Annotated in this window: 4 protein-coding genes; all 4 read left to right on the forward strand. The window is 57.1% G+C overall.

Annotated elements, in window-relative coordinates:
• Window positions 1–897: quinone oxidoreductase (locus ABL922_RS14100; RefSeq protein ID WP_349024847.1), on the forward strand; the 897-nt coding region annotated here is incomplete at its 5' end.
• Window positions 894–1,742, forward strand: a complete 849-nt coding sequence (locus ABL922_RS14105; protein WP_349024848.1) for a TauD/TfdA family dioxygenase — start codon at window positions 894–896, stop codon at window positions 1,740–1,742. The genes ABL922_RS14100 and ABL922_RS14105, both read left to right, overlap by 4 nt.
• Window positions 1,743–1,762: 20 nt before the next feature.
• Window positions 1,763–2,830 carry a 3-keto-5-aminohexanoate cleavage protein gene (locus ABL922_RS14110; protein ID WP_349024849.1) on the forward strand — a complete coding sequence of 356 codons (1,068 nt, stop codon included), beginning with the start codon at window positions 1,763–1,765 and terminating at the stop codon, window positions 2,828–2,830.
• Between the two features lie 16 nt (window positions 2,831–2,846).
• Entirely contained in the window at window positions 2,847–4,139 is a 1,293-nt protein-coding gene (locus ABL922_RS14115; RefSeq protein ID WP_349024850.1) for an MFS transporter, read from the forward strand.
• Window positions 4,140–4,278: the final 139 nt, after the last annotated feature.

The raw sequence follows: 4,278 nt of genomic DNA on the forward strand, positions 1-4,278 counted from the left end.
CCAGGCGAAGTCCGAATTCGCCATGAAGCGGTCGGCTGCAACTTTGCCGACACCTATTTTCGTTCAGGTCTGTATCCCGTGCAGCCGCCCTGCGGGATTGGGGTTGAAGCCGCGGGCGTTGTTGAAGCATTGGGGAATGGCGTGACCAGTGTGGCGGTAGGTGATCGTGTCGCCTATAATGGCAGCCCGCTGGGTGCCTACTCCACCGAACGCATCATGCCCGCCGCCCCGCTGTTTAAACTGCCGGAAAGCGTCTCGTTTGAAGCGGCGGCAGCATCGACAATGCGTGGGCTTTCAGCGACTTATTGGCTGAAAAAGACGAACCCCTGGCTCAAATCGGGCGATACAATTTTGCTGCACGCAGCGGCAGGTGGCGTGGGTTTGCTCGCTGTGCAAGTCGCCAAGCTGATGGGCTTGCGCGTGATCGGTACAGTTTCGAGTGAAGAGAAGGCCGCGAAGGCGCGCTCGATGGGTTGCGACGAAATCATTTTCTACCGGCGTGAAGACGTCGCCGCACGGGTGAAGGATCTGACCGGCGGCGAAGGCGTGAGCACGGTGTTCGACTCAGTCGGCAGAGATACATTTGAAGGTTCGCTGAAATCGCTCAAGCGCCGCGGCGTGCTGGTCGGTTGCGGAACTGCCTCGGGGCCCTTTCCGCCGATCAATGCCATGCAGATGGTGATGCAAGGATCAGTATATTTCACCCGCCCAGCCTTTGCCGATTATTACGCTGATCCAATTGAGCGCGCTGAATTGGCGGCCTTTTGGTTCGATCATCTGTCATCGGGTCGCGTCAAAGTTGAAATCGGACAGCGCTACCGCCTCGAAGATTGCGTGCAGGCGCATCGCGATCTGGAAGCGGGCACATCCATCGGTTCGTCGGTGTTTGTGCTGTGAAGATCGAAAAGCTCACCTGCCATATCGGTGCTGAGCTGTCGGGGGTAAGTCTTGCCGAGGCCGCTCATAATGCCGACCTGTTTGGCGAAATTCGCGCTGAATTGCTCAATTACAAAGTTTTGTTCCTGCGGGATCAGGACCTTACAAAGGCCAATCATGTTGCCTTTGCCGAGCGCTTCGGAACGCTGGAGGACCATCCCGTCGCTGGAAGCGATCCGCAACATCCGGGACTCGTGCAAATCTACAAAAATGAACAATCGCCACCTGACCATTTCGAAAATGCTTGGCATTGCGATGCAACATGGCGCGACGCCCCGCCTATGGGCGCTGTGCTGCGTTGTGTGACCTGCCCACCGGTCGGCGGCGACACGATGTGGGCGAACATGGCGAAAGCCTATGCCGATTTGCCGGAGCATATCAAAACCACAATCGACGGCTTGAAAGCAAGGCACAGCATTGAAGCCAGCTTTGGTGCGCGGATGAGCCAAGAGAAGCGGCACGCTCTGAAAGCCCAATATCCCGATGCCGAACATCCCGTCGTCCGCACCCATCCCGAAACCGGTGAGAAGGTGCTGTTCGTTTCGGGCTTTGCCACGCATTTCACCAATTTCCACACCAGCGAAAATGTCCGCTACGGGCAGGATTTTGCTCCGGGCAGCGCGCAGTTACTTACCTATCTCATTGGGCGTGCCGCAATTCCCGAATATCAAGTGCGCTGGCGCTGGCAGCCAAACAGCGTCGCGATTTGGGATAACCGCTGCACCCAACATTATGCCGTGATGGATTATCCGCCGTGCGTCCGCGAGATGGACCGCGCGGCGATCACCGGCGACAAGCCTTACTGAATCACTAAAGGAGAGTTTCCATGCAGTTTTTTGATGATAGCCTGCTCCCCGAAACACAAGATCCACTCTGCATTCAAGTCGCGCCTTATGCGCCGAGCTTCTTCCCGCGCGACAGCGACGACATTCCTTTGAGCTTCGCCGAACAGGTACAAAAGGCGGTCGATTGCTACAATGCTGGGGCAACAGTACTCCACGTCCATGTCCGCGAGCCTGATGGCAATGGATCCAAAAATCTGGACCGTTTTAACGAGATGCTCGACCGATTGCGTACCGCCGTCCCCAAGATGATCTTACAAGTCGGTGGTTCTATCAGCTTTGCCCCAAAAAACGATGGTGAGGCCGCATTGTGGCTGTCCGATGATACCCGCCATATGCTGGCGGAACTTAATCCTGCACCCGATCAAGTGACGTTAGCTGTCAACACCAACCAGATGAATGTGATGGAACTGATAACCGAGGATGATTGCGCCGGGACATCAATGGGAGAGGCCAATTACACCGAAGCCTATACCGAGATGTACTACGAGGCCGGTCCCAAATTTATGAAAGAGCATATGAAGCGCCTGACCGCAGCGGGCATCCAGACGCATTTCATGGTTGGTTGTGCCCGCGATCTCGAAACCGTAGAGCGATTGGTGCGCAGCGGACATTATATGGGACCGCTGGCGATTAATTGGGTCGCGATTGGTGGCGGCCATGATGGCCCAAATCCGCGCAATCTGATGGAGTTCATCAACCGCTTGCCACAAAATGCGATCTTCACTGTCGAAGGGCTGATGCGCAGTGTTTATCCGCTTTGCACGATGGCGATTGCGATGGGCTTCCATGCCCGTGTTGGACAGGAAGACAATCTGTGGGGCCGCAAGGGCGAGCGCGCTACATCGGTGCAGCAGATCGAGAAACTGGTTCGCATTTCCGAAGAGCTTTACCGTCCGATTGCGACTGGCGATCAAGCCCGAGCAATCTACAAAATCGGCGAATTTTATTCGAGTGCCGATGAAACGCTCGAAAAGAACGGCTGGTTGCCCAATCGCAACAAGAATTTCGGTGTCGCAAATGCTAGGTCTGCACCGTTGATCGCCGCGTGATAGGCGCGCCATGACGATGATCGCGCCACTCGAGCGTGCGGGTGTTGGTGGGGAGATCAACACCCGCGCCACTACCTATGGTTGGGTCGTGTTCGCGCTCGCCTTCGGATTGCTGATTTCCGATTATATGGCGCGGCAGGTGCTGAACGCCGTGTTCCCGCTACTAAAGGCGGAATGGTCGCTGAGCGATGCGCAGTTGGGGTGGCTATCAGGTGTCGTCGCGATCATGGTTGGCTTGCTGACCTTTCCATTGTCTCTCCTCGCTGACCGCTGGGGCCGGGTAAAAAGTCTGACGCTGATGGCAGTGCTGTGGAGCGCAGCGACGTTGCTCTGTGCAGCTGCGGCAAGTTACAGCCAGATGCTGGTCGGCCGAATGCTGGTGGGCGTTGGCGAAGCAGCTTATGGCAGCGTCGGCATTGCACTTGTCATCAGCGTCTTTCCAAGCCGGATGCGCGCGACCTTATCTGCGGCATTCATGGCGGGCGGGCTCTTTGGTCAGGTGCTGGGCGTCGCGGTCGGCGGAGAAATCGCCGGAACCTATGGCTGGCGCGCTGCCTTCATGGCTATCGGCATTGCCGGACTGGTGCTTGCCATACTCTTCCCGATTGTTGTCAGGGAGGGCCGGGTGGCAACTGCGTCGTCAGCGAGCGGGGTTGGAGGGGCGGAGTTCAAGCGTCCCCCGCTCAAATCGCTGTTTGCAAGCCGTTCGGTCAAGCTCGCTTATGTCGGCAGCGGATTGCAATTATTCTGCTCAGCCGCACTCGCAGCTTGGCTGCCCACCTATCTGGGCCGGTATCATGCGATGTCGGTGGCAGAAGCGGGACGGATGGCGGCTCTCCTGTTTGTGGCATGCGGTGTGGGGATGATATTGTGCGGAATTGCAAGCGACCGCGTTGCTCGCAGTCGGCCCGACCGGAAGATATTGCTCGCGATTGGCTATTGCATCGGCACGGCTATGGCATTGTCTGCCGCGATGCTTTGTACCCCCGGCATTACCCAACTGGCATTGCTGGCCGTAGCGATGTTTCTGGTTGCTGGAACCACTGGGCCTGCAGGCGCTATGGTCGCCAATCTGACGCCAGTCGCCATTCACGGCACAGCTTTTGCGACATTGACGCTGGCCAATAACCTTATCGGTCTTGCTCCCGGCCCGATCATTACCGGTTGGACGGCGGATAGAGTCGGTCTTCATGATGCCTTTCAGATGCTGCCGATTGTCGGGTTGCTCGCCGCTGGCGTATTTGCCTTGGCGCGCCAAAGTTATTTGGCCGATCTTACGCGAATGGCGGATGCAGCGGACGCGCAATGAACGCGATTATAACGCGCACCCAGTTGATCGGACCGGGCTTGGCATTTGCGCTGATCGTTGCGGCTGCGGCAAATTTCCTATCCGAACATTATACCGCACCGGTCATGCTCTATGCGTTGTTGCTCGGGATGACGCTCAA

It is taken from the genome of Sphingorhabdus sp., from assembly GCF_040079335.1.
In the GTDB taxonomy this organism is placed as follows: domain Bacteria; phylum Pseudomonadota; class Alphaproteobacteria; order Sphingomonadales; family Sphingomonadaceae; genus Sphingorhabdus_B.